This window comes from Microbacterium sp. KSW4-4 (genome assembly GCF_023091185.1).
GTDB lineage: Bacteria > Actinomycetota > Actinomycetes > Actinomycetales > Microbacteriaceae > Microbacterium > Microbacterium paraoxydans.
Map to the genome: position 1 here is coordinate 1,377,806 of NZ_JAHWXJ010000001.1, position 20,689 is coordinate 1,398,494.

The 20,689-nt window shown below is 71.4% G+C and carries 21 protein-coding genes; 8 read left to right on the forward strand and 13 right to left on the reverse strand.

The genetic code is table 11. The features are described 5' to 3' along the window. Positions 1 to 125 precede the first annotated feature (125 nt). A complete protein-coding gene (locus KZC57_RS06915; protein ID WP_247641612.1) occupies positions 126 to 953 on the forward strand; it encodes an SDR family oxidoreductase in 828 nt (275 codons plus the stop codon). Positions 954 to 971: 18 nt separating this feature from the next. On the opposite strand, the gene KZC57_RS06920 is transcribed toward KZC57_RS06915, so the two are convergent. The 5 genes from KZC57_RS06920 to KZC57_RS06940 all read right to left on the reverse strand — a co-directional run bounded on the left by KZC57_RS06920 (position 972) and on the right by KZC57_RS06940 (position 6,853). After that, positions 972 to 2,378 (reverse strand): DUF6716 putative glycosyltransferase, encoded by a 1,407-nt coding sequence (locus KZC57_RS06920; protein ID WP_247641338.1) that lies wholly within the window; start codon positions 2,376 to 2,378, stop codon positions 972 to 974. After that, positions 2,375 to 3,247: an N-acetylneuraminate synthase family protein gene (locus KZC57_RS06925; protein ID WP_247641339.1), complete on the reverse strand. Its 873-nt coding sequence runs from the start codon at positions 3,245 to 3,247 to the stop codon at positions 2,375 to 2,377. The genes KZC57_RS06920 and KZC57_RS06925 overlap by 4 nt, the downstream gene beginning before the upstream one ends. A 92-nt stretch (positions 3,248 to 3,339) precedes the next feature. Next, on the reverse strand, positions 3,340 to 4,500 hold the full coding sequence (locus tag KZC57_RS06930; RefSeq protein WP_060922385.1) for an acylneuraminate cytidylyltransferase: 1,161 nt from the start codon (positions 4,498 to 4,500) through the stop codon (positions 3,340 to 3,342). An 11-nt stretch (positions 4,501 to 4,511) separates the two neighbouring features. Beyond that, positions 4,512 to 5,876 (reverse strand): alpha-2,8-polysialyltransferase family protein, encoded by a 1,365-nt coding sequence (locus tag KZC57_RS06935; RefSeq protein ID WP_247641340.1) that lies wholly within the window; start codon positions 5,874 to 5,876, stop codon positions 4,512 to 4,514. Beyond that, a complete protein-coding gene (locus KZC57_RS06940; RefSeq protein ID WP_060922387.1) occupies positions 5,876 to 6,853 on the reverse strand; it encodes a glycosyltransferase family 2 protein in 978 nt (325 codons plus the stop codon). The genes KZC57_RS06935 and KZC57_RS06940 overlap by 1 nt, the downstream gene beginning before the upstream one ends. Positions 6,854 to 7,222: 369 nt before the next feature. Between KZC57_RS06940 and KZC57_RS06945 the strand changes: the two genes are divergently transcribed. Then, positions 7,223 to 8,149, forward strand: coding sequence for a hypothetical protein (locus tag KZC57_RS06945; RefSeq protein ID WP_247641341.1), 927 nt, complete (start codon positions 7,223 to 7,225; stop codon positions 8,147 to 8,149). A gap of 9 nt (positions 8,150 to 8,158) precedes the next feature. Beyond that, entirely contained in the window at positions 8,159 to 8,449 is a 291-nt protein-coding gene (locus tag KZC57_RS06950) for a DUF4229 domain-containing protein (protein ID WP_060922389.1), read from the forward strand. A gap of 230 nt (positions 8,450 to 8,679) precedes the next feature. On the opposite strand, the gene KZC57_RS06955 is transcribed toward KZC57_RS06950, so the two are convergent. The 3 genes from KZC57_RS06955 to KZC57_RS06965 are packed head-to-tail and all read right to left on the reverse strand — an operon-like array spanning position 8,680 to position 10,349. After that, positions 8,680 to 9,648 (reverse strand): 1,4-dihydroxy-2-naphthoate polyprenyltransferase, encoded by a 969-nt coding sequence (locus KZC57_RS06955; RefSeq protein ID WP_247641342.1) that lies wholly within the window; start codon positions 9,646 to 9,648, stop codon positions 8,680 to 8,682. A gap of 36 nt (positions 9,649 to 9,684) precedes the next feature. Beyond that, positions 9,685 to 9,975, reverse strand: a complete 291-nt coding sequence (locus tag KZC57_RS06960; protein ID WP_105950345.1) for a DUF4287 domain-containing protein — start codon at positions 9,973 to 9,975, stop codon at positions 9,685 to 9,687. A 14-nt stretch (positions 9,976 to 9,989) separates the two neighbouring features. Continuing rightward, positions 9,990 to 10,349: a cupin domain-containing protein gene (locus KZC57_RS06965; RefSeq protein WP_247641343.1), complete on the reverse strand. Its 360-nt coding sequence runs from the start codon at positions 10,347 to 10,349 to the stop codon at positions 9,990 to 9,992. A gap of 45 nt (positions 10,350 to 10,394) precedes the next feature. Here KZC57_RS06965 and KZC57_RS06970 point away from each other — a divergent pair, with 45 nt between their 5' ends. Beyond that, a complete protein-coding gene (locus tag KZC57_RS06970) occupies positions 10,395 to 11,420 on the forward strand; it encodes a DUF5937 family protein (RefSeq protein ID WP_247641344.1) in 1,026 nt (341 codons plus the stop codon). 7 nt (positions 11,421 to 11,427) lie between these two features. On the opposite strand, the gene KZC57_RS06975 is transcribed toward KZC57_RS06970, so the two are convergent. Continuing rightward, positions 11,428 to 11,886, reverse strand: coding sequence for an Lrp/AsnC family transcriptional regulator (locus KZC57_RS06975; RefSeq protein WP_060922394.1), 459 nt, complete (start codon positions 11,884 to 11,886; stop codon positions 11,428 to 11,430). Positions 11,887 to 11,958: 72 nt separating this feature from the next. Here KZC57_RS06975 and KZC57_RS06980 point away from each other — a divergent pair, with 72 nt between their 5' ends. Beyond that, entirely contained in the window at positions 11,959 to 13,410 is a 1,452-nt protein-coding gene (locus KZC57_RS06980; RefSeq protein ID WP_247641345.1) for a DUF6421 family protein, read from the forward strand. Between the two features lie 102 nt (positions 13,411 to 13,512). Then, positions 13,513 to 14,172, forward strand: a complete 660-nt coding sequence (locus KZC57_RS06985) for an SDR family oxidoreductase (RefSeq protein WP_247641346.1) — start codon at positions 13,513 to 13,515, stop codon at positions 14,170 to 14,172. A gap of 18 nt (positions 14,173 to 14,190) precedes the next feature. Here KZC57_RS06985 and KZC57_RS06990 read toward each other — a convergent pair whose 3' ends face one another. Beyond that, entirely contained in the window at positions 14,191 to 15,624 is a 1,434-nt protein-coding gene (locus tag KZC57_RS06990; RefSeq protein WP_247641347.1) for an MFS transporter, read from the reverse strand. A 60-nt stretch (positions 15,625 to 15,684) separates the two neighbouring features. Between KZC57_RS06990 and KZC57_RS06995 the strand changes: the two genes are divergently transcribed. After that, positions 15,685 to 16,752, forward strand: coding sequence for a low specificity L-threonine aldolase (locus KZC57_RS06995; RefSeq protein WP_025102460.1), 1,068 nt, complete (start codon positions 15,685 to 15,687; stop codon positions 16,750 to 16,752). Positions 16,753 to 16,847: 95 nt separating this feature from the next. Here KZC57_RS06995 and KZC57_RS07000 read toward each other — a convergent pair whose 3' ends face one another. Both KZC57_RS07000 and KZC57_RS07005 read right to left on the reverse strand, forming a co-directional pair. Next, entirely contained in the window at positions 16,848 to 18,629 is a 1,782-nt protein-coding gene (locus KZC57_RS07000; protein ID WP_247641348.1) for a hypothetical protein, read from the reverse strand. 222 nt (positions 18,630 to 18,851) lie between these two features. Next, the gene (locus KZC57_RS07005) at positions 18,852 to 19,457 is read right to left on the reverse strand and encodes a DUF4916 domain-containing protein (protein ID WP_025102462.1); all 606 of its coding nucleotides are present in this window, start codon (positions 19,455 to 19,457) and stop codon (positions 18,852 to 18,854) included. A 65-nt stretch (positions 19,458 to 19,522) separates the two neighbouring features. Between KZC57_RS07005 and KZC57_RS07010 the strand changes: the two genes are divergently transcribed. Further along, the gene (locus KZC57_RS07010; protein WP_217584815.1) at positions 19,523 to 20,203 is read left to right on the forward strand and encodes an alpha/beta hydrolase; all 681 of its coding nucleotides are present in this window, start codon (positions 19,523 to 19,525) and stop codon (positions 20,201 to 20,203) included. On the opposite strand, the gene KZC57_RS07015 is transcribed toward KZC57_RS07010, so the two are convergent. After that, positions 20,176 to 20,445 (reverse strand): hypothetical protein, encoded by a 270-nt coding sequence (locus tag KZC57_RS07015; RefSeq protein ID WP_247641349.1) that lies wholly within the window; start codon positions 20,443 to 20,445, stop codon positions 20,176 to 20,178. The genes KZC57_RS07010 and KZC57_RS07015 overlap by 28 nt on opposite strands. Positions 20,446 to 20,689: the final 244 nt, after the last annotated feature.

A 20,689-nucleotide genomic window follows, 5' to 3' on the forward strand; every position in this document is an offset into this window, starting at 1 on the left:
CCGTCGCTCACCGTCAACCGGTTCGACCGCGCCGCGCCGCCGCCGTACCGTCGCTCGCACCGATGACGCCCGAGCAGGAGGCCGACATGTCCGAATCTCAGCACAACGACAAGACCCCGACCCCGATGGCGGAGGCTGGAGAGCCGCAGGCGCGGCTCGAGGCCGAGGCCCGCCGCGCGATCGTGACCGGTGCCGACTCCGGGATCGGACGTGCCACCGCCGTCGCCCTCGCCGCAGCGGGTATCGACGTCGGCATCACCTGGCACCGCGACGAGGCCGGCGCCCAGGAGACTGCGGACGAGGTGCGCAGCCACGGCGCCCGCGCGGTGGTGACACAGCTCGACGTCTCCGACATCCCCGCGTGCGGCGACGTGATCGACGGGCTGATCGCAGAGCTCGGCGGCGTCGACGTGTTCGTCAACAACGCGGGGGCCGGACTCCAGACCCCGTTCCTCGACGTCACGCTCGACGAGTGGAACCGGGTGCTCGACACCGATCTCACCGGAGCCTTCGTCTGCCTGCAGCGGGCGGCCCGGTCGATGGTCACCGCGGGGCGCGGTGGGCGGCTGATCTCCGTGACCAGCGTGCACGAGCACCAGCCGATGGTGGGGGCGAGCGCGTATGACACCGCCAAGCATGGCCTCGGCGGACTCATGAAGAACCTCGCACTGGAGCTCGGCCGGTATGGGATCAGCGCCGTGAGCGTCGCTCCGGGTGAGATCGCGACCCCGATGACCGGGCAGACCGACACCGACCCGCACACCGAGGACCGCCCCGGCATCCCGCTCGGACGCCCCGGCGACGCCCGCGAGGTCGCCGCCCTGATCGCGTTCCTCGCCTCGCCCGAGGCCGCCTACATCTCCGGCGCCTCCGTCGTGATCGACGGCGGGATGCTGCAGATGGGACCCCAGGCGGGCGCGGCGATCGAGAGCCACGACTGGCGCACGGTCTGAGCGCGGACCGGCCGTGACTCAGCGGCGGATCGAGTCCTGGAACGGGTTCGGTTCGAGCGTGTAGTCCGTGGTCGGGTCGGCCCAGGTGTCCTGACCGGTCCGACGGCGGCCCGAACGCAGCACCGAGAGCGCACGCGTCGCGGGCACGCCGGCGGCGAGCGCGAGGCGTCCGGTGAGGGAGCGGTCCGTGCGGCCGAGCACGCTCGCGCGACGCCAGCCTTCATGCCAGGCCCCACCCCGGGCCGGGGGCACCCGGCGATGCGGCAGGGCGCCGGCCCGCCGCAGCGCGACGAGCTCCTGTACCCGGTCCCACCAGTCCGACTCCGCCTCCGGGTGGAAGTAGTTGTCGCGGAGCCAGGAGGGGTGCGGGTGGCGGAATCGGCCGGCGACGACCTCGCCGGCGCCGCCCAGCAGACCGCTTCCGATGAAGACCGTGTTGAGCAGGCTCTTGTGCACCCCGAAGCGGTCGAGCGCGATCACGGGAACCCCGTGGGCCAGCGCCTCGACCGCCGCCGTCGAGCTCACCGTGACCAGGCCGGCGGCGGACTCGAGAGCGGTCGCCATCGGCGCGTGCGAGAAGACGAGGTTCGCCGGGCGGCCATGGATGAAGAGCCGTGTGTACGGATCACGATCGCGGTGGGTCTCAGCCTCCCCCGGACGGGACCGCAGCTTCACGACCACTCGGCGCGACGGTTCGGCCTCCGCGGCGCGCACGAGCAGGGCGGCGATCGCCGCTCGCTGCTCGGGGCGGGCAGGGACGAGGGCCTGCCCGGCGAAGACGACGTCCGTCGCCCCGGGCCGGCGGAGCGCCGCTGGCGTCGCGGCGACACGACGCTCCGCGAGAGCGACTCCGCCCGTACCCGCGGAGAGGGATCCGGCCGCCCTGGATTCCCGGAGACGGCTGCCGCCCCACCGCTCGCGTCCCCGCGCGAAGGGGAGGGTCGCCAGCGCGAGCGGCATCTGCACCCCGATGCGCTCGCCGAGCTCGGCGAACGCCCGGCGCTCGCGGTGCGAGTGCACGATCAGCAGGTCGGTGTGTCGTCGATAGTCGAGCGCCCCACGCTGTGCGGGGATCGCCATGCCGGGAAGCCCGGAGACGGTCACGGGGCGATGCGGCAGCGCATCGACGATTCCGCCGAGGAGCCGGACGAACGGTCCCCGCCCGGCGAGCAGCACGACGTCAGGGCGCTCGGCCTCGAGCCATCCGACCACGCGATCGAGGTCGAGCCGAGTGACGTCAGCGGCGCCGAAGCCGGTGCCCGCCAGTGCCGCATCCTGCTGCGCGCCACTCACCGTCAGCGGCGTGCGCACCAGCAGGAGCTGCGACCGCAGACCAGGCACGGCCCCCAGCAGCGATGCCGCCCACTTCACGAACGAGTCGGCGTCCGCGATGGCGACCACACGCATCCCGGCATCGGCGGTCATGCGGGCACGCGGCGGAGCTTCGCCATCGGCGCGCGCTCGCTGTCGAACACGCGCTTGACGCCGTCGCCCACCGCGCTCTCGATGACCCGGATGTCGCGGACCAGGTGCTCCAGCCCTCCCGGCTCCAGGGATGCGGCATGGTCGGAGCCCCACATCGTCCGGTCCAGCGTGATGTGGCGCTCCACGGCGACCGCCCCCATCGCGACCGCGGCGAGCGAGATCTGCAGGCCCCGCTCGTGTCCCGAGTACCCGACGGGGATCCCGGGGTAGCGGTCTCGCAGGGTCGCGATCACCCGCAGGTTCGCCTCCTCGGGCTCGAGGGGGTAGGTCGAGGTCGCGTGCATGAGGACGACGCGGTCGGTGCCGAGCGTGTCCAGCGCACGATCGATCTGCTCCATCGTGGACATGCCCGTCGAGAGGATGACCGGCTTCCCGGTCTCCCGCAGCGCGACGAGCAGTTCCGTGTCGGTCAGGCTCGCCGACGCGACCTTGTGCGCCACGACGTGGAGGTCTTCGAGGAACGCGACGCTCGGCACATCCCACGGCGAGGCGAACCAGTCCAGGCCCTGGATCGTGGCGTGGTCGCCGATCTCGACGTACTCGTCACGGCCGAACTCCACCCGACGGCGATAGTCGAGGTACGTCATCGTTCCCCACGGCGTCTCCCGTGGCACATCGCGCATGTGCTCCGGCGTGGAGATCTCGGGCGTGCGCTTCTGGAACTTCACCGCGTCCGCGCCGGCTCGGGCCGCGACGTCGATAAGGCGCTTCGCGATGTCGACGTCGCCGTTGTGGTTGAGGCCGATCTCCGCGATGACGTAGGCGGGACGGCCGCCGCCGATCACGTGCGATCCGATGCTGACAGTCATGATTCCTCCGGTCGTCGAGCGGTTTTCACCCCGTCCTTCCTGAGTACGGGCCACGGGTGAACACCGGCCGACGGGACGGTTACCGGGGGCCGTCAGCTCGACAACACCCGCTCGACGAGCTCGCGCACGGCTCCATCGCCGCCGCGCCGCCGCAGCACGACGCGTGCCTCCGCCCGCACGAGCGGGTGCGCGTCCGCGACGGCGACCGGCCAGCCCACGATCCGCATCGCGGGGAGATCGTTGACGTCATTGCCGAGGTAGGCGACGTCGGCGAGCGCCACATCCTGCTCCCGGGCCCACTGTCGGAGCGCAGCCTCCTTGTCGTCGATCCCGTGCAGGACGGGGACACGGAGCTTGTCGGCGCGAGCGCGCACCACCGGGTTCACCTCGGTGGAGAGGATCAGCATCGGCACCCCCGCCCGCCGCAGGAGCGCGACGCCCATCCCGTCCTCCCGGCTGACCCGCACCCGCTCCCCGCCCGAGGCGTCGATGATCGCGGTGTCGTCCGTGTGCACGCCGTCGAAATCCGTGACCACGGCGCGGGCGGGGACGCGCCCGGGCCGTTCGTGCAGAACGGCGAGGGCCCGAGCGGCCTGGAGCTGTGCGTCGTCGTCGATCTCGATCGCGGTCTCCTCAGGCACGGGGGCGATGCCGATACGACCGAAGAAACGGTGCCGATGGGCGCGGAACCCGTCGGCCCGGAAGACGTAGAAGGCTCCGGTCTCCAGGTAGTGCGGCTCTCGGTCCTGGCGGCGAGGGCGGTGGCCGGCCTCGTGGTTGATCGCCTCCGCCGTGCCGTCGGTCCCCCGGTGCCAGAGGAAGCCGTAGGTCTCGACGGCGGAGAAGGCGCTGTCCGACTCTCCCCGCCGCACGTCGCCGACGGCACCGGCCAGCGCCGCGCTCGGGAGGAAGGGCGAGGTGGCCTGCAGGAAGGCGACGATCTCGAAGCGCTCGCCGTCGCGCTCCAGCTCATCGAGCGCATGCAGGATCGCCGCCTCCGAGGCCGCGGTGTCTCCGGAGAGCTCGGCCGGACGCCGGACCACCCGTGCACCCGCCTCCTCGGCCACCGCGGCGATCTCGTCGTCGTCGGTCGAGACGACCACGAGATCGAAGCACGCCGCCGCCCGCGCGGCGTGCACGGCTCTGGCCACCAGCGGAACCCCTCCCACACGCTCGAGGTTCTTCCTCGGGATCTGCTTCGACCCGCCCCGCGCGGGGATGATCGCCACCGCCGGCCGCACGCGTTCGTCCATGTCGTGTCTCCTCATCGTCCCCGGATCTCCCGCCAGGCTCGGCCCGCACGGCGGCGGGCGCCGACAGCCGTGAGCTGCCATTCCTCGACCCGACCCACGCCTCCGCGTGGACGCAGCAGGCCGCGCGCGCCGCGCGGTGCCGAGCCCCCGGGAAGGGCGAGCGCAGCCAACCGGTCGGGGGCGAAGTAGCGGCGGCGTTCCTCCTCGTCGAGGCCGTCGAGCAACTGCTCGGCCCGGACGCGGAGGTGTCCTGCGATCTCCGGCTGCATCATGTAGCCCACCGCGTCGACGAGGAGCTGCAGCCGATCCGAGTCGGCGTAGGGCGAGGGCGTCCGGGTGAGCGCATCGACGATCGTCAGCGGGATGCGGTTGCTGTTCTCCACCGGGGCGAGGGTGCGGAGCAGTTCCGTCGTCCCTGCGGCACCGATCGTCCGCCCGAACAGGGTACGGACCGTGGGCAGAGCCGTCGAGAAGGTCGCCACGACGGCGCGTGCGTCGAGGCGCTCCGCCAGGAGTTCGGCAGGCAGGCGACCGCGATCCTCCACGAACGTGAGACCGCGACTCTCCGCATGCGCGCGCACGGCGTGGGCGAGCTGCGGCGGTGCCGCGGGATGGGGCTTGAAGACGATCCGCTCCGGGCGCTCTTCCGCCGCCCGGTCGACCAGGCGCCGTTGGAGCGCGACCTCCTCGGCCGCAGTCATCAGGCCGAGGGCCGCGACGTACTGTCCCAGTACGAGCACGGTCGCCGGCCCTGCAGCAGGGGGCCCCTCTGAGGATTCGCCCGTCTCGCGCAGAGCAGCGGCGAAGGACTCGGGAGGCACCGGGACAGGCACCGCGTGCGGAGACCCCACCAGCGGACGGACGCCGGGCACCACGTCGGCGTACACGACGCGCTCGATGCGTGCCGCAACCGCATGCGGCAGCCGGACCCGCATCGGCGCGTAGGTCATGAGGCCGTCGCCGACGATGGTCACCCGGGCCTCCGGGAACAGGGAGAGGAGCGTGCGAGCGGGTGCGACCTGGGGGCTCTGCACGAAGAGCTCGATCTCCCGCGGGTCGAGCCGCCACGCTCGCGCGAGAAGCCGACCCAGGACGGGGAGGTCGGCATCCGTCGGCTCCCACGCACTCGGATGCAGGGGACCGAGCACGTCGGCCAGCGCCTCCACTCGATGGAAACGGCCGCGGAGGGAGCGCAGCGCAGGATCCTCGGCGATGCCCACGACCGTCTCCGGGACGCGCGACGAGGTGAACGGCACGAGCACCCGCTCCGCCATCCGACCGCCGCCGTCGGCGCCCGCGTCGAGCAGCCCGGCGTCGATCGCGGCGGCCGCGGTGGCGAGTCCGTAGGCGCTGTGCAGGGCGAAGAGGCGACTCATCAGGCGTGACCTCCGCGGCGCAGGCTTCGCGCCAGCACCCGCCGACGTGGTCCGTCGAGCCGGGCGAGCACCCCGGCGACCTCCGCGGCGGGGAGGTCCTGCAACAGCAGCCGGATCCGCCGGCGCATCTCCCTCCGCACGGGCGGCGTCATGCGCCGTGAGCGCACCAGGTGATGCGCGCTGAGGGCGAGCGCGGTCCAGACGGCCTTCGGAAGGAAGCGGTCGGCCTCGCGGTCCGCCCGGACGAGGTCGAGCACCTGGGTCAGCGCCGGGGCGAAGTCGAGCTGGCGGCGGTCGTGCACCTGGGTGAGCGAGCTCTCGACGCCACGACGGTAGAGCAGCGCCGGGGCGTCCACCACGGCGAATGAGGCGGCCTCAAGGTGCAGGCGCCAGACCCACGGACGATCCTCGGCCGTGAAGAGGCCGGAGGGGAACGCGGCCAGCCCGCGGTCGAGCACGCGGCGGTGCAGCAGTCCCGCCCAGGCGAACGGGTAGTCCACCATGCTCGGCTCATCGACGGGGAGGATCGCCTCCCGGGGCGGCACGACCCGTTCCCGCCACGGATACGGAGCACGGACGAGCGCGCGTCGCATCCCGGAGACGGTCACATGATCCGTCCGGAGGAAGTCGCATCGGAGCTCTCGCAGGCGCGCGGCGAGGACCGCGAGGCGCTGCGGCTGCATCCAGTCGTCGCCGTCGACGAAGCAGAACGCCTCTCCTTCCACATGCGCGAGCCCTTGGTTGCGTGCCGAGGCGAGCCCGCGCGGTTCCGGATTGCGGAGCACCTCAGCGCGCGGGAACCGATCCGCGTAGTGCTCCAGGAGCGCGCCGGTGTCATCTCTCGAGCCGTCGTCTATCGCCACGAGCTTGAGGGCGGCCGGATCATCGAACTGCCGGGTGAGCGTCTCCAGCGTGGTGCCGATGTACGGCCCGGCGTCCTTGGCAGGCAGGATGACGGTGACGAGGGGCGTGCGCACGGAGCTCCCGGGATGGACGATGGGCTCGTCATCCTGACAGGCGACGGTGTCCGGAGGGCGACCGCATGGTGAACGCCCGGTGTCGGCGCGAGATGCGCGCTGAGGTGTGGCCCGCACCCGAACGAGCCACACCCCCAGTGCGTTGCACTGCCGGATGCGAACACCCGGTGAACCGCCACCGTGAGGCGACGGCCACCCCGCGGCGGTACTGGCCCCCACCAGCGAACCGCGAGGCGTCGTCGAGAGCGACTCCATGAAGATCAGCACTCAACACGTAACACGATACAACCGTCTGTTCGATCGCGCGAATCGACCTAGGTCAATCCGTGAATATTCGCACACCACCGTCGGATCGGGGACGATGGAGGCATGCGGTGGCCCTGGAACACGATGTGGCGCCCGGTGCGTCGGCGCCGCCGGCGGGGCGGCATCGAGCTGCGCTGGCTCACCGCCCGCTCGTGGACGCAGCGCTGGTACCCCCAGGGCATCGACGTCGGCGAGCGCCGCGGACGGCGCGCCCTCGCGGTGAGCTGGTTCCGCCAGGATCGCGCCGGTCGCCACCTCGCCTCGCGGGTCGTCCTCGTGGATCGAGCGCGCGCCCGCCGCCTCGACATCGTGCTGGCGGTCGCCGACGACGACGGCGTCCTGCAGCCCGCGCCCATCCATGCGGGCGGTCTCGCCTGGTTCGGCGATCGCCTGTTCGCGGCGGCGACAGGTCAGGGCATCTGGGAGTTCGACCTGGGCGCGCTTCGACGGGTGCACGGCACGGAGGCGCAGCGGATCCGCGGAGGCACCGGCCGCCGGGACCGGCGGACCACGGTCGTCGCGGTGCGGACCCATCGCCACCCGGTGGCGCTGCGGTGTTCCTTCCTCGGTCGCGTGTTCGACGCGGACGGGACGCCACTCCCCCGCGTGCTCATCGGCGAGTACCGGGGTCAGGAGACCGGGGCGATCGGCGAGTTCACGATCCCCGACGGCACCGACGACGCCTTCGTCGAACACGAGCGGTTCACCCCCGGCATCCGGCACATGCAGGGAGCCGTGCGGTGGGGCGACCGCTACTTCGTGTCACAGTCCGACCACCTGCGCCCCGGGGTGCTGTGGTCGGGCCCTCGCCAGGCCCTCACCCGCCACCCGGTGGCCCTGCCGGTCGGCTGCGAGGATCTGGCCCTGGACCCGGATGACGAGCTGCTGTGGACCCTGGGGGAACATCCGTGGCGGCGCGTGGTGCGGGGCATCCCGTTCGCGAGCCTCGGACTCCGGCGTCACAGCGGGAGCACGGGGGGGCGAACGTAGACTGAACGGGTGAAGAAGCCCGCCCCCCTCCTCGTCTACACCGTGCTGCGCCTGCTGGCGTTCCTCGTCCCGCTGGCCATCCTGTGGTTCTTCTTCCCGATCTTCCGCGAGTTCTGGTGGCTGGCGGCGATCTTCGCGGCCCTCATCGGCGCGAGCATCTCGATGCTGTTCCTGCGCACCCCGCTCTCCGACGCCTCCGCGCGCCTGCACGAGCGCCGGCAGGGAAGAGTCTCCGGGCAGCAGGCCGACGCCGCGGCCGAGGACGAACTCGTCGACGGCGCCCCCGACGACCGCCCCTGACGCCCGCCGTACACAGCTTCGGACCTCTGGGGCAGGTCCGATTGTTGGACCGCGTCTCAAAACTCTCGGCTGACCCATAGGTTCGACCGGCATCTCGGTCCCTGTGCCCGGGTCGCCGGGCACGACTTCGGAGCGACCGCACGACGCACCGAGGACAGGTCCGAGATGACGGCGTGTCGGTCGCGAGCTCCGAAGCTGTGCCCGGAGAGGCGCAGGAGACGGGGAGCAGCTCAGCCGACGAAGGCCCAGAACAGGGCGCCCGCGTAGAGCAGCGAGGTCAGCGACGTCAGGGCGAGGGCGATGACCAGCTCCCGCGGCTGCCGGTAGGTCCAGACGATCGCGATCGCGGGAAGACCGGCCAGGAGCGCGAGCAGCGAGATCCAGGCGATCGGGAACAGCAACGCGAGGAACACGGCGATGCCGAACGGCACGAGCACGAAGAGCGTGAAGAGGACCTGTGTGGCGCGGCGGCCGATGAGGACCGTCAGCGTGCGCTTGCCGACCTCGCGGTCCTGATCGATGTCGCGGAGGTTGTTGGCCAGCAGCACCGCGCACGCGAACAGTCCGGCGGCGATCGCCCCCAGCCAGGCCTGCTGCGGGAGCATGAAGACCTGCACCCAGGTGGTGCCGAGAGTCGCGACGAGCCCGAAGAACACGAAGACGAAGACCTCACCGAGGCCGTAGTACCCGTAGGGCCGCTTCCCGCCGGTGTAGAACCACGCGGCGACGATGCAGGCCGCACCCACGGCGAGCATCCACCACTGCCCGGTCCGCACGACGATCGCGATACCGACCACCGCGGCGAGCGCGAAGAAGACCAGGCCGATGACGAGCACCGTGCGCGGCTTCACCCGTCCGGAGGCCGTGAGCCGCGCCGGGCCGACCCGCTGGGCGTCGGTGCCGCGGATCCCGTCGCTGTAGTCGTTGGTGAAGTTCACGCCGATCTGCAGCAGGACCGCGACGGCGAGGCACGCGAGCGCGATCACCCAGTGGAACTCCGGCCCGGTGCTGCGCGCGGCTCCCGTACCGATGATGACGGGGGCGATCGCGAGGGGCAGCGTGCGCAGACGCGCCGCACCGATCCAGTCGCCGATCGTCACGGGACCCGCCTCGACGACCGGCCGCTTGGCCGGGTTGCCGCTGGTGCGCGGCGGGGTGCGCCGACCGGATTTTTTCTTGCGCTGGGAGGATGCTGCCACCCACGGAATCCTAGTCGTCGCGGCGAGGCGGCGAACTCAGCGGTGCGGGTTGCTGTCCTTGCCGTCGAGCCAGAGCTCGTCGGTCTTGTCGGCGTGCGTCCCGGTCGTGCCGACGTGCTTGTCGCTGATCTTCGGCCCCTTGAGGATGACGTGGACCATCGCCTGCGCGTGGCCGTGGCCGAGGCCGTACTCCTGCTTGAGCCAGTTCAGGACGACGGTGGACTTCGTGCTCTCGTCGAACCCCTGCTCGTGCGCGAGGGCGATGAACTGCCGTGGCGTGAGGCCGGTCTGGGTCTCGACCTTGTCGAGGTATGCCTGGAAGGACATGGTGGTCTCCGCTCTCAGTCCTCGTCGAGGAACGTCTGGATGATCGTGTCGGACGCGTGGATGCAGAGGATCCGGAGGAGCCCGGTCCCCGCGTTGGTGAAGCCGTGTGGCGTGAAGGCGGGCGCGGTGGCGGTGTCTCCGGCTCTCGCGACGAGGACGTCGTCGCCGATCCGGATCCGCACCATGCCCTCGAGCACGATCCAGGTCTCAGGGTAGGGGTGCCAGTGCAGCCCCGGCCCCTCTCCTGGCTGGTTCTCGACGAAGAAGTAGGAGACGGCGGCTCCGTGGTCGGCGCCGACGAATCGGAGGCTGCTCCCTGTGCCGATGCGGATCGCACCGCTCGGGACGAGGGTGGGAAGGTGGATCTCGGTCATGACCCCAGTGTCGACAGCACACGTCGCACCTCCTAGAGTTTCGATGTGGATCGAAACTCTGCGCCGGTCGAGGGCGTCGACCACCCGGATCACCGGGTCGAGTTCCACCTGAGTCCCGGCGACATCCAGGCGGTGCGGTTCGGCATCTCCCCCGGGCACGAACTGGCGCATGCGGTGCGCGTGCTCCTCCGCCCGGCGGCGCACCCCCTGCAGTGGGGGTGGCTCCGCACCGCGAGGGAGGGGCTGCCGCGCGACGCCTTCGCGCTCCTGGCGACGGTGATCGGCGACGACGGCTACCTCCCGGACTTCCTCACCAGCACGCCGCGCGGCGATCTGACCCCCGAGGACGAACTCGCCGCCCTGCGGGAGGCGGCGCTCGACCCGCTGCGCGTCGACCTCGGCAAGCGGATTCAGCGCTCGACGGGTGCACAGCGTCAGGCCCTGCGCGATCTGTCCGCCCGGCCGCAGCGCGCCCGTGCGATGATCGCGGATGCCTGGGGGGAGGTCTGGGAGGCCGCGTTGGCACCGACCTGGCCTCAGCTGGAGCGCCTCCTCCGGGCCGACATCGCCGTTCGTGCCCGAGTGATCGCGACGACCGGCATCGCCGGGATGGCCGGCGCCCTCCATCCCCAGGTCTCGTGGGGTGCGGGCGCGGTGCGGGTCTCGCTCCGCCGGCACAGCGAGGAGGTGGATTGTCGCGGCAGCGGCCTCGTGCTGGTGCCCTCCGTCCTCTCGTCCTGGGGCTGCCTGGTGCTCACCGAGCCGCCCGCACAGCCGACGCTGTTCTATCCCGCCCGTGGCGTGACCGCGGGGTGGGCACGGGACACCACCGAGACCGTGGCCGCCCTGGGCGCCCTGCTCGGACCGGCGCGCGCCGGCATCCTCCTCACCGCCGGGACACCGCGCACGACATCGGAGGTGGCCGCTGATGCGGGGCTCGCGCTGTCGACCGCATCACACCATCTCACCGTGCTGCGGGACGCCGGGCTCGTGGTGAGCGAACGGGACGGCTCCCGCATGCAGCACGTGCGCACGCCCTTGGGCGAGGCGCTCGTCGGCGCGCTGCTCTGACGCCGCCCTACTCGGCGGTCGAGACCGGGATGATCGGCCGGTGCTCGTAATAGGTCTGCAGGACCACGGTCGTGCGCGTGCTCACGTTCGCCGCGAGCCGGACGTCGCGGACGAGCTGCTCCAGGTCGCGCGGCGTCGGCACGCGGACGAAGAGCATGTAGCTCGCGTCGCCGGCGATGGAGTGGCAGGCCTCGATCGCATCGAGGTGCTCCAGGAGCTCGGGGGCGTTGTCCGGCTGGGCCGGATCGAGCGGGGTGATCTCGATGAAGGCGGACAACGGAGTGCCCGCCTGCTCCGGGTCCAGGATCGCCCGGTAGCCGGTGATGACGCCGCGGGTCTCGAGCCGCCGCAGCCGGGACTGCACCGCCGACACCGAGAGCCCGACGGCGTCGGAGAGCTGTGACAGCGTCGCCCGCCCGTCGCGGGAGATGGTCGCCAGGATCGCACGGTCGACAGAATCATCCATGGCTGTAAGATTATCGTCAGGATTCCGTTATCACCGGAATCTTTCCGTTTTTCACTGCGATCGGAGGTTCCGATGTCCCTCGTTTCCGCCAACAGTTCCGCTGTTCAGGCCGTCGTCGGCGAACCCGAGGTCGTCGAGGATGCGTCGATCGCGGAGAACTCCGCCGCCTGGGCGCAGCTCAAGCAGGCCGCGATCGCCCTCCGTGAGCTCCAGATCAAGGACGGCTCGATCCCTGGCGCTTCGACGAGTTCAGTGACCCAGGACCAGGCGACCGCGCTCGTCGGGCAGATCACCGCCGCGATCCGGGCACTCGCCCCCGCCTTCCCGCACGACGCGGACTACCTCGCGGCCTCCGTCGCCGACTTCGAGCGCTGGGCGTCCGAGGGCTTCGGCGTGCCCGACTTCCTCGACTCGCTCGTGGCGTTCCAGCCGCAGCAGCACCGCATAGACGGGATCCGCCACCTCGTGGTCTTCCCGATGTACACGCAGAACGGCTCCAGCGACCGCCTGGTCGAGGCGCTCATCGTCGAGACCATCTGGCCGGAGTTCATCGCCGGGCTCGAGGCCGGCGACTACGGCAACAAGCTCTTCGTCTCGCTGCGACTCGTCGACTTCACGCCCGGCTACGACACGAACTCCGCGGTGCTCTTCCCGGAGACCGTCGCCATGCGCGAGATCCCGACCTTCACGTGGGGCGCGATCTTCCAGGACCGTGAGGCCGCCCGTTACCGCCGCGTGGTCCGTGCAGCCTCGGAGATCACCAACCTCGACCTTCCCGAGCGCGCGGCGGCGATGCTGGAGGATCAGGAGGTCGCCGAGAAGACCTTCGTGATGTGGGACATCATCCACGACCGCACCCACATGCGCGGAGACCTGCCCTTCGACCCGTTCATGATCAAGCAGCGGATGCCGTTCTTCCTGTACTCGCTGGAGGAGATGCGCTGCGACATGACGGCGTTCCGCGAGTCGGTGAAGATCGAGCGGGCGCTGGATGCCCGGGTCGCCGCGGGCGAGGAGCTCACGGAGACCGAGCGGGAGATGCACGAGTATGCGCACCTCGTGCAGTACGCCGTGATCTTCGACCGCATCTTCCGCTTCGCCATCACCGGCACGCGCGTGCGCAACTACGACGCGGTGGGTGGCCAGCTCCTGTTCGCGTGGCTGCACCAGCGCGGCGTGCTGCACTGGACCGACACGGCGCTCGCGTTCGACTGGGAGAACGTGCCGGACGCCGTCGTGGCCCTCGGTGACGCGATCGACGACCTGTACTGGCACTCGATCGATCGCCCCAAGGTCGCGCACTGGCTCGCCGCGTACGAGCTGGTCCGCGGCACGCTGACCCCGCACCCCGCATCGCAGTGGGCGCGCGGGCTGTCCGACGAGATCCTCGCCGGAGCACCGAAGGGCTACACCGACGCGGTCCTGGACGACGAGTTCCCGCTGTCGATGTTCTTCGAGACGCTCGACAAGAAGATGAAGCCGGTCATCGAGTCGACGGTCGGCATCCGCGGTACGGACGACTGATCCGCATCGCTCCGTTGTGACGCTGGGGCGCACCCCCTCTGCGGCCGGAGACCCGGATCCCGGGTCCGGCCGCAGAGGCATCTCCGACCGAGAGGACACCGCATGACGACGCCGACGAGCCGGGAAGCGCAGGGCCGGGTGGTCGTGCTGGCGGGGGCCACGAGCGCGGCGGGACTCGCGGCGACGCGGGCCTTGCGCGATGCCGGGGCCCGGGTGATCGCCACCGGACGCACGTCCGAGCGACTACGCGCCCTGGCCGAGGCGGGCGCCGAGACGGCGGTCGCCGACGCGACCTCCCTCGCCGACATGACGGCGCTCGCCGGGCGGCTCGAGACGGTCGATGCGGTCGTGCCCCTCGTGGGCGGCTGGCGGGGCGGCGGCGGACTCGCCGGGCAGACCGACGACGACTTCGCGGCGCTGCTGCCGGCGCTGGAGGCGGTGCGCGCGACGAGCCGCGCGTTCGATGGCTCCCTCCGCGCCTCCGCCGCCGGACGATTCGCGATCGTGTCGTCGACCTCCGTCGCACGGCCCCTCGCCGGCGGAGCGAACTACGCGGCGGTCAAGGCAGCGAGCGAGGCCTGGACCCGTGCCGTCGCCCAGGGGTACGCCAAGGCGGCGCGCGAGGCCGACGGACCGCTGCGCGCCGCTGCCGTCGTGTTCCGCGCCAAGGCGCTCGATCCCGATGCCCTCGCCGCGCGTCTCGTCGGACTCTGGGACACCGACGCCGCCGACCTCAACGACCGGGTGCTCGAGCTGGGCTGAATCCCGCTCCTCGGGCGGTCACCGGGGCTCGGGCGGTATGCCGGGGACGATCGGTGGGGCGTCACGGATCGCGTGCGGGCCGTCGCCCGCTTCATCCACGGCGTCGACTGCCCGTTCGGGAGCCTCTTCCGGAGCCGAATCCGGGGCGGTCGCGTAGAGCTCGGTGAGGGTGCGATATGACCGGGTGAAGAAGGCCAGGGTCGCGGCGACCACCATGATCAGACCCGCGAAGAGGCAGATGAGTGCGATCCCGCGCGCCTCACCGTCGCCGAGGAGCCACCCCCACTGCCGCTGCCCCTGCGCACTGTCCATGTACGGGATCACGAGGAACTCGGCGATCGGGGCGATGAGGAACGCGGTGATCGGGGCCGCCGCCGCCTCCATCGCGGCCGCGGTGCCGAACACCCGTCCCTGGCGCGCGAACGGGACGACCTTCTGGATCACGGTCTGCTCCGCGGCCTCGACGGGCGGCACGAGCGCCATGTACACCCACATGCCGAGGACGTACAGCGGCCACCATTCGCGCAGCATGAAGATCGCCCCGAGGAGTCCCATCGCGATCACGATGAGCAGCATCGTGCGCACGGGCTTCCTGCCGAGGCCGAACTTGGCCACCAGTCCCCCGCCGATCAGGAATCCGGTCGACGCGAAGGCCAGGGCGAACCCCCACATCTGCGCGTCGAAGAGCGTGAGCCCGTACGGATCCATGAGCGCCATGTAGACGCCGCCGATGAGGTTGTTGAAGGTCGAGAAGACGATGAGCGCGAACAGTCCGGGCGCCTGGCGGATGGCCTGGACGCTGCCGCGGAAGTCGACGGCGCTCTTCGCCTCCGGGTCGACCTCGGGCTCGGACTCCGGGATCCGGATGAACAGCAGGTGCGCGAAGGTGAGGGCCATCGCCACGATCGCGATCCCCAGGGTCCACCCCATGCCGAGGAAGCCGATGGAGAGGCCGGAGAAGACGCTCGTGACGAGGAAGGCGAGCCCCTGCACCGTGCCGACGAGACCGTTGGCGTTGGCGCGCTTCTCCTCCGGCACCAGCAGCGTCACCGTGGTGGACAGCGCGATGTTGCGGAGCTGCTCGATCACCCCGCCGAACAGGATGACGCCGGAGAACAGCCAGAACCACGGTCCGCCGAGGTCGAGCAGGGACGCCTCGGGCTGCCACAGGTAGAGGACGCCCGCGACGAGGAACGCCGCCGCCGAGATGACGCTCGACAGGAGCATGACGCGGTGCTTGCGATGACGGTCGACGATGGTGCCGAACACCATCGCGAAGAACGCCACGAACAGCATGTAGGCACCGCCGATGATGCCCGTGGCCAGCACCGACCGGGTCTCGATGTAGACCCAGAAGGTGAGGGCGAACCACAGGAAGCTCGTCGTGACGTTCGCGATCAACGTGTTGACGAGGACGTTCGCGAAAGCGGTCTTCGCCGCGCTGCGTTCCATGGGTTCGAGGGTAGAGCGGGCCTCGGACATCCGGTAGGGGAAGGCGATTAGGCTTGTCCGGTGAGCATCCCGCACGACCCCGCCATCCGGGGCTTCGCCAGTGACAACTACTCCGGCATCCACCCCGAGGTCCTGGCGGCCCTCGCGGCCGCGAACGGGGGCCATCAGGTGGCCTACGGCGAGGATGCCTACACCGCGCGCCTGCAGGAGGTGTTCCAGGCCCACTTCGGCGACACCGCCGCCGCGTACCCCGTGTTCAACGGCACCGGGGCGAACGTCACCGGCCTGCAGTCGATGCTGCCGCGCTGGGGGGCCGTGATCGCGGCCTCGACCGCGCACATCAACGTCGACGAGGGCGGAGCACCGGAGAAGATCGGGGGCTTCAAGCTCCTCACCGTCCCCACCGACGACGGCAAGCTCACCCCCGAGCTCATCGACCGCGAGGCCTGGGGCTGGGGCGACGAGCACCGCGCGCAGCCGCTCGTGGTCTCGATCACGCAGTCGACCGAGCTCGGCACGCTGTACACGGCGGAGGAGATCCGCACGATCGCGGATCACGTCCACGCGCGCGGCATGAAGCTGCACGTCGACGGCGCGCGCCTGTCGAACGCGGCCGCCGCCCTCGATCTGCCGCTGCGGGCATTCACGACCGACGCCGGGGTGGACGTACTCACCTTCGGCGGCACGAAGAACGGCGCCATGCTCGGCGAGGCCATCGTCGTGCTGAACCCGGACGCCGCCGTGGGCCTCAACTACGCACGCAAGTTCAACATGCAGCTCTCGTCGAAGATGCGCTTCGTCTCGGCGCAGCTCATCGCACTGCTCGACGGCGACCTCTGGCTGCGCAACGCCCGGCACGCCAACGCCATGGCGGCCCGGCTCCGCGCGCGGATCGAGGACGGTCTCGCCGACGGATCGATCGTCGGGGTGGAGTTCACGCAGCCGACGCAGGCGAACGGCGTGTTCGCGACCCTGCCCGAGGGCGTCGCCGATCAGCTCCGCGACGTGTTCCGCTTCTACGACTGGGACGCCGCCCGCCGCGAGGTGCGCTGGATGTGCGGCTTCGACACCGAGGAGTCCGACGTCGACGCCTTCGTCGACGCGCTCGCCCGCCTCACCCGCCCCTGACGCGCCGAGACCCCGGGTGCGCGCCGAGACCCCGGGGCGCTCGCGGGTGTACGCCGGGGTATGGGCGGGAACCCGGGGTCTCGGCTGACGGAGGCCTACCGCTTCGACTTGCGGTAGCCCGCCTTGACGGCGGCGCTCTCGGTGGAGAAGCACGCCTCCGGCTTCGTCTTCGCGTAGTACGCCCCGCTCCGCACGTGATAGATCATCGACTGCGCGTTGCCCTTGATGGGAGCCCACGCGGGGCAGTTCCAGGTCGAGATCGGCTTGGTGCGCCCCGGATAGACGACGGCGGCCGTCCGAGCCGATGTGCGCGCGGCGGAGATGTAGCCGCTCTTCGTGCCGGTGACGCGAACCGTGATCCTCGCCTTCACCATCGCCGGGGTGACGACGAGCGTCGAGCCGGTCGCACGGGAGATGGCCCGGCCATTGAGGTACCACTGGTAGCTCAGCCGGGTGCCGCTGGTCCAGGTGTACGGCACGGCGGTGAGGCGAGAGCCAACGATCGCTGATCCGGTGATCCGAGGCGTCGGTGCGGACAGGATCCCCTTCACCGCGGCTGTCGGCTTCGAGCGCCGCGATGCGGCGGCGTACCCGGCTTTGGCCCCGGAGACGACGACGGTCACCGTCTTCACGGCGGCCGACGACGGGAGCGTGAACGAGGCTGCGGTGGCACGTGCGACAGGGGCGCCGTTGATGTACCACTGATACGTCAGCCGTGTTCCCGCCGTCCAGGTTCCGGTCCGGACCTTGAGGGTCTGCCCGACGGTCGGCGTACCGGTGATCGACGGCGTCGGCGCGACGAGCGGGCGGAGCACGGCGGCCGTCGCCGCTGAGGCGACCGTCGCCGACGCGAAGGTGGCCTTCTTCCCGGTGACCTGAACGGTGATGCGCGTCCCCGCGTGCGCTGTCGTCAGCGCGAGGGAGGAGGCTGTCGCCTTGGCGATCGCCTTTCCGTTCGCGTACCACTGGTAGCTGAGCGCGGCCCCCGCGGTCCAGGCCCCCGGGAGCGCTCGAAGGGTCTGCCCGACGACAGGCGTACCGCTGATCGTGGGCACCGAGGTCTCCATGCGGTGCAACGCCTCGAGTGCGGCATCGATCCCCGGCCGCGCCTCCCCTGCAGCCAGCACGAGGGGTCGAGCCTTCTCGAATCGAGGCGCGTCCTGCCACCACTCCGAGACCGCGCCCGCGACCGAGGACACGAAGGCGACGCGATACTCGCCCGCCGGCAGCCCGCCGACCGCGAAGGTACCGGCGTCCGTCACGACGTTGGCCGCGGAGACCGGGGCCCCGGCTCCGGCCACCGGGTAGACGGCGACGACGACCCGCTGCCCGGTGATGTCCACGCCCGTCGGCGCGGTGACGCGCCCGGAGACGAGGGCGGAGCGCTCGAGCACCACGTCACGCACGACCCCGTCGGGTCCCACGGACACGATCTCGCCGCTTTGCGGACCACCCTGATCGAAGACGGCGCGCCCTTCCGACACCACACCGAGGACGACGTCGCCCTGCGGGACGCGCAAGGAGTAAGACCCGTCGGTCACGGCGGCGGCCGCGAGCGGGGAACCGACGTCCGCCCCCGGCGCATAGGCCGCGACGAAAGTCCGCCCCATACTCAGATCGGTGCCGTCCGGGAACGTGACCCGTCCGGTGACGGTGGCGGTGCCCGCCGGATCCGCCTCACCGGGATCGGCGGCAGCGACCCCCGCGGCTGCTTCCACCGCCGCGGGAAGCGCTTCAGCGACCCCGGGGAAGGCGGGGTCGGCGGCAGCCGTCGCAGTGGCGGGCGCCGCGACGAAGACGAGCCCGGAGGCGAGGAGCGCAACGGCGACCGTGACGGCCAGTGCGCGGAGGGTGCGGAGAGGAGCGGCGAACGCCATGGGCATCCTTCGGGACGGACGCGGTCGACGACCGCGAGGATCAGGGCGTTCTGAGCAGATCACCTTCGTCATGAATACAGGGTCCCTGGCTCGGAAGACAAGCCTTGACCGCGCGCCGAGACCCCGGGTTCTCGCCCAGACCCCGCACTATGCGCGCGCCGTAGCCGGGGTCTCGACTCGACCCCGGGGTCTCGGGAGAAGTAGGAGGGAGAAGGACGGGCTTCAGCGAAGGAGGCCGAGGCTGGCGAGCGCGTGGCGGATGAGGGTGCCGCGACCGCCCTCCATCTCGGCGGCGACGGCGTCGGAGGCGGCGGCCTCGGGCGAGAACCACGTCACCTCGAGGGCGTCCTGGCGCGGCTCGCACGTCCCGGTCACGGGCACCACGAAGGCGAGGGAGACGGCGTGCTGACGGTCGTCGTGATACGCGCTCACGCCCGGGATGGGGAAGTACTCGGCCACCGTGAACGGCAGCGGCTGCGGCGGCAGGAGCGGGAAGGCCATCGGCCCGAGGTCGTTCTCGACGTGGCGGAACAGCGCGTCGCGGATCGTCTCGCCGAAGCGCACGCGGCCCGACACGATGGTGCGTGTGATCTCGCCGAGCGGGGTGGACCGCAGCAGCACGCCGATCTCGGTGACCTGACCGGAGCCGTCCGTGCGCACGGGGATCGCCTCGACGTAGAGCATCGGAAGGTGGCGCCGCGCCTCTTCCAGCTCGACGTCGCTCAGCCAGCCGGGGTTCGCATCCGGCACCGGCGGGTTCGCATCGCGGAACGAACCGAGGCCCTCGTCTTCGGGCTCCGGCTCCGGATCGGGTGTGCGCACCGCCATGCCTCCTTTCTACCAGCCGTCCTCGTCGATGGCAGCACCGGCGCGAGCCCTGGCAGGATGACGGTGTGACCGAGAACCTGACGATCGACGATGCGGCGACGCGCTGGTCGCGCACCGACCGCGCCGGGCTCCCGCTGCTCGTGCTGCTGCACGGGTACGGCGCCGACGAGCACGACCTCTTCGGCCTCGTCCCGTATCTCCCCGCCGACGTCGCGGTGGCCTCCGTCGCCGCACCGCTGACTCCGCCGTGGCCGGCCCCCGGTCGCTCCTGGTACCCGATCGAGGGGCTCGACGGACGCAGCTCCGCCGCCGTCACCCTCGCGGCGGAGGCGTTCCTGCGCTGGCTCGACGATGCCGCGGCGGACGCGCCGTCGGTGGCGCTGCTCGGGTTCTCCCAGGGCGCCGCGGTGTCGCTGCAGGCCCTGCGGCTGGCCCCCGAACGGTTCGGCGCGGTCGTCGCGCTGAGCGGCTACGCCGCCCCGGACGCCCTTCCCGGCGATGCGCACCTCGCGGAGGTCAGCCCCCCGGTGTTCTGGGGACGCGGTTCCCACGACGACGTCATCCCCGCGCCGCTGATCGCCCACACGGCGCAATGGCTCCCCGCGCACACGTCCCTGTCCGGTCGCGTCTACAGCGGACTGACCCACAGCATCTCGGAGGAGGAGCTCGGCGACGTGCACCGGTTCCTCACGACCTGGGTCGAGGGGATCGGCGCGGATCAGGCGGAGGGGTCCCGGCCGTCCTGAGCGCCGTCGGCGGAGTCCGATCCGGCGTCGTCGTCCTCCGGCCCTTTCTCGGCGCTGCCTCCCGATCCACGGAAGGCCACGGACAGCGCGATGCCGATCGAGACGCCGAAGACCAGGCCGAGCGCCCAGTTCTGCAACGCGACGCCCATGGAGACACCGATGGCCACGCCGAGCGCGAGGCCGATGCCGAGGCCGGTCCTGGCGCGCATCTCCTCGGGACTGGGGTTCCGATCGTCTGCCATGCCTCCACGGTACGAGCCGTCGCGCGGCCCCGCATCCCCCGCGCGACGGAGCGGCGACACGCCCGGGAGTTGCGCGGCGCGACACGCCCGGGTATCGTCGTGGCGTCCTGTCCGCCGTGTCTGGAAGTCCTTTGATCTGAATCGTCGCCTCCGCGCCCCTCTTCTCGCGCGCTGACCCGACGATCGCCGACTCCCCGGCAGACGCTCCTCCGCTTCCGTGACTCCACGGTCCGAAGGGCTCGGT